The sequence below is a fragment of the Pricia sp. genome, assembly GCF_041745955.1.
Classification (GTDB): domain Bacteria; phylum Bacteroidota; class Bacteroidia; order Flavobacteriales; family Flavobacteriaceae; genus Pricia.
The window spans coordinates 1-4,179 of sequence record NZ_JBGTHY010000134.1 but is presented as its reverse complement, the minus strand read 5'-3'; the positions used below and the strand labels follow the sequence as shown (position 1 = coordinate 4,179).

At 44.7% G+C, this 4,179-nt stretch carries 6 protein-coding genes; all 6 read right to left on the bottom strand.

The annotated features are described in order from the left end of the window. On the bottom strand, positions 1–620 hold a 620-nt coding region (locus tag ACEW8S_RS04830; RefSeq protein ID WP_373517050.1), incomplete at its 3' end, for a PIG-L family deacetylase. Positions 621–1,010: 390 nt separating this feature from the next. Next, positions 1,011–1,562: a mechanosensitive ion channel domain-containing protein gene (locus ACEW8S_RS04825; RefSeq protein ID WP_373517049.1), complete on the bottom strand. Its 552-nt coding sequence runs from the start codon at positions 1,560–1,562 to the stop codon at positions 1,011–1,013. Continuing rightward, positions 1,559–2,506 (bottom strand): septum formation inhibitor Maf, encoded by a 948-nt coding sequence (locus ACEW8S_RS04820; protein WP_373517048.1) that lies wholly within the window; start codon positions 2,504–2,506, stop codon positions 1,559–1,561. The genes ACEW8S_RS04825 and ACEW8S_RS04820 overlap by 4 nt, the downstream gene beginning before the upstream one ends. Before the next feature lie 128 nt (positions 2,507–2,634). After that, positions 2,635–3,222 carry a Maf-like protein gene (locus ACEW8S_RS04815; protein WP_373517047.1) on the bottom strand — a complete coding sequence of 196 codons (588 nt, stop codon included), beginning with the start codon at positions 3,220–3,222 and terminating at the stop codon, positions 2,635–2,637. A gap of 31 nt (positions 3,223–3,253) precedes the next feature. Beyond that, the gene (locus tag ACEW8S_RS04810) at positions 3,254–3,781 is read right to left on the bottom strand and encodes a KdsC family phosphatase (protein WP_373517046.1); all 528 of its coding nucleotides are present in this window, start codon (positions 3,779–3,781) and stop codon (positions 3,254–3,256) included. A gap of 72 nt (positions 3,782–3,853) precedes the next feature. Beyond that, positions 3,854–4,179: DUF2520 domain-containing protein (locus tag ACEW8S_RS04805; protein ID WP_373517045.1), on the bottom strand; the 326-nt coding region annotated here is incomplete at its 5' end.

Sequence of the window (4,179 nt, the reverse complement as noted above, 5' to 3'; positions counted from 1 at the left end):
AAAAATAGGCGTTTGGGCTGCCAAGTTGAGGTAAGTTCCAGTTGATCGGGGTAGGCAGTCTTGTCATTGGCCAAATCAAAGGCCTCGACGCTCAGCATGGCGGAAGCGGTATGGTGCCCGTGGGTTGAACCTGGACTCCGATGGTCGAAACGGTCGATAATCACGTCGGGCTTGAAATGACGTATGGCCCATACAACATCCCCAAGAACGGCTTCTTTGTTCCAGATATCCAAGGTTTCATCGGGATTTTTGGAATACCCGAAATCGTTCGCCCGGGTAAAAAATTGTTCCCCGCCGTCGACCCTTCTGGCGGCCAAAAGCTCTTCGGTGCGCAATACGCCCAAAAGTTCCCGAAGTTCAGGGCCGATAAGGTTTTGCCCCCCGTCGCCCCGGGTAAGCGACAGGTATCCGGTACGGGCATGTATGCCGTTCGATAAATAGGATATCAGACGCGTATTCTCATCATCGGGATGCGCGGCAACGTAAAGTGCGGTTCCTAAAAAATTCAGTTTTTGAAGGGAGTGGTAAATCTCGGAAGAAGAAGGCTGATCGGACTTTTGGGCGAAAGAGGTATTGAAAAGGAACAAAATCCCTAAAAAACACATCAAAAAATGACGCATAGTGCTGGTTTTATTAAGGCATCCCTAAAACCCTGTTTTGGCTGTTGATTTGTTTTTTTCCCAGCTACTTCGTTTCCAAAATACTCATTTAGCGCTGCTAAACTCCGTGTTTGGCGCCTCATATCTGAAAAAAATCCATGTATCGTCATTCCAAAAAAAGCTATTGAGAGATGCCCTACGGATGAAATATAATTTTGGTCGTTAACCCAAAGATAAGAAGAATAGCGGGCGAGCCTATTAAATTGGTAACAAAAATCGTTCCCACTTCATCAAGTACAACCTTAGATTTTATCGCCAAACGCTTTACACCTTGTGCTATGCGCACCTTTTTCAGCTTTAGCGGGAACATTTAAAGTAAAGCGAAGGGCGTGTAACGTAATGCGCAATACCTTACTCGGTGCCCTCTTCGTGCAGCACTTCTTGATCATACAACAGGGTCACCGCCTTCTGCATCATCAAATTATTCGGATAGACCAACAGTTCGCCATTGTCTTTTCGGAGGCTTACGTGAAATGCCCTGATATCCTCGATAAGGTAGGGTTCTTCGCCTTCGATATCCTTATCCATTATTTTCACCCGATCGCCAATTTTGAACGGAAAAGAAAAGAAAAGTACGACCCCGGCCGTAATGTTGCTCAAAATGGACCAGCTTGCAAAAAGGGCGACCCCGATTATGGTAAAGACCGAGGCGAAGGCGATACCGACATCCTTAAATTTGATATTCCAAATGAAGATCAAAATACCAAAGCCCAGTGTCGTAAGTAAAATGGAAACGTATTTGGTAATCAGCAGTGTACGGGCCTCGACGATATCGCTCAGCCGGCCCACCCTGCGAATGGCCTTGGTCGCAATAAATTTCAATACAAACAGGACCACAATGAGAATGCCGGTCGCAAGCAGTTCGTTTTTGTAGTCGGCAAAAAATTCTTCCAATGACATCATAATCCTAAACTATCGCGCAAAGATAAATCCTTATTTCCGTTCTGTTGCCAATATGGGGTCTTTAAAGTTTTCATTTTTGTGGCTGTCGAGGTCAGTTGTTTGGCATTGCCCCCAAATCCACTTTTTGAGGTTTCCGACCAGCCTTCGATAGTATACGGAAAGTCGGGGGAGAAATTGATTTTGAGCGTCCGTTCCAATTCTGGAAAACGGATTTCGTAGGTGCTTGCTTCCTCGGTTTCGGTCAAGGCCAAGGTAGCTTTATAGGCTTTTAATTCTTTATGGGATAATCGGATATATTCCATTGACGGAATCACATCAAATTCTCCCACCGGAAGATTGGCCGGGTCGATCCGTATCTTGTTCCAGATTTCGTCTTCTAGGATGGTCTTTTCCAGTTTCAGGTTTTGATCGGCCTCGCTTTCAAAATAGGAATGCGACATTACATCGAACTGTTCGCGGTTGTTCAATTGCGCATAAACCTGTCCGCACCATTCCTGGGATGAAAAAGCGACCTTGATCGCGTGTTGGTTGTCGTGTACCGGATAAAAGGTGCTGGTCATAATGGAGTAGGGGTATATCCCCGTCAAGTAGTTCTTGGTAGCGTTCAATTTGAGCACCGGAACGTTATCCGGATGGCTGGCATCGGCCTTTACCTGAATTTCTGGCAAAAAAGGTTCTGTGACATAAATAAGCACCGCTTCACCATCGCGTGTTTCGCCGTACCGCGCCTGTTGCAATTTGTAGGAGGTTATTTCGGCCTCCCCGGCATACCAGTAGGTTTTGAAGGCTTCGGACAATGGTTTTTTGGGTGTTGACCGGGCCTTTTGCTCCTTTGTCGCTGCTTCTTTTTTATTAGCGGTCATTTTTTCGCTACAGGATGTTATCGACAGCGTAAGGGCGACCAGAGTTAAAACAATGCGTTCTAATTTGAGGTAGGTTTTCATTTATTCTATATTTTATTTCTCCATGAAACTTTGTGTTTCTCCGTGAATCTGTTTGTAAAAGCCTGCCGAGTTATTACACAGGGATTCAAGGAGAATTTCATAGCTATCACGAATTTACGAAATTAGCTTTACGTCACTATGTCCAAAAGCGTTTCATAAACCAAATGCGTCGGCAACCCGACCACATTCGGGTATGAGCCTTCGATTTTCTCGATGCCGATCAATCCGATCCATTCCTGTATGCCGTAGGCTCCCGCTTTATCGAAAGGGGTGTAGTTTTTGATATAGAAGCGGATTTCATCGTCCGCCAATACTTTAAAATTGACTTTGGTTGTGTTGTTGACGGTTTTTTGATAGTCGTTGGTAGTAAAACAGACCGAAGTGATGACCTCGTGCCAATCGCCGGATAGGGTTTTTAGCATAAGAAAAGCTTTCTCGGCATCCTCCGCCTTTGCCAATGATTCATTGTTGTGCCAAACCACGGTATCTGAAGTGATCAAGATTTCATTTTTAGCTAAAGTTCCATGAAAAGCGGACGCCTTTAATTCGGCCAAATAATCGGAAATAGCGCTACCTTCCAATTGATTTGGAAAGACTTCTTCCACAGACCTAAGGCGGATTTCGAAATCCAACCCCATTTCCCGAAAAAACTGCTGTCTTCTGGGGGAGGCCGAAGCTAGGATTATTTTGTAGTTTTTTAGTGGGTCGGATAGCATACGAATAGAAATGGATTACGGGATTTTTTTTTCAATCATTCGCAGCATCAAAATTCGTCATCCAGTCTCCCCTGACTTTCAAGACCTGCTCGATAACATCACGTACGCATCCTTCACCCCCATTTTTATGGGATACATATTTTGAGATTGCCTTCACTTCGGGAACTGCGTTCTGCGGACAGGTAGGAAGTGCGACCGTTTGCATCGGGGGAATATCGGGAATATCATCGCCCATGTACAACATAGTGCTGGCCGATATTTCGTAAATATCCATATATTCTTTCATGGCATCCATTTTACGGTGTGCACCTAAATAAATATCCGTAACGCCCAAAGCTTTCAGGCGGTTGCGTACACCTTCGTTGGTGCCACCGGAGATGATACATACATTATATCCCTTTTGAAGGGCGGTTTTCAGGGCATATCCATCCTTAACGCTCATTCTACGAAGCATTTCGCCCTCGGTAGTAATAATCAAGGTACTGTCGGTAAAAACGCCATCCACATCAAAAACGAACGTATCGATATTCTTAAGACTTTCTTTGTAACTTTTTTCCATGGATCTGTTTCAGGTTAAAAATGTTGCGGGTCGTAGGTTATGAACATGTATACTGTGAACTTAATAGTAGTGTTAATTAGAGTAATTCGTGTCTTCCCGATACAACTTGCGTATTGATTCGCCCATAACTTCATAGACTTTCTTGTATTCAGGATTTTTCAACTGCCCCAAATGCTTTTCAAGGGTCTCGGAATCCCCCCGCCGTGCCGGTCCGGTCTGCGCGTCGTAAGGCGTCAATTGCTCCGTTTTATCCAAAGTTTCTTGGATCAAAGGTTGCAAAATCTCGAACGGCAATCCCTTTTCATCGCAGATTTCTTTCCCGATATGGTACAGATGGTTCGTGAAATTATTGACGAATACCGCTGCCAAATGAAGCACCTTCCGTTGTTCGGAACTAA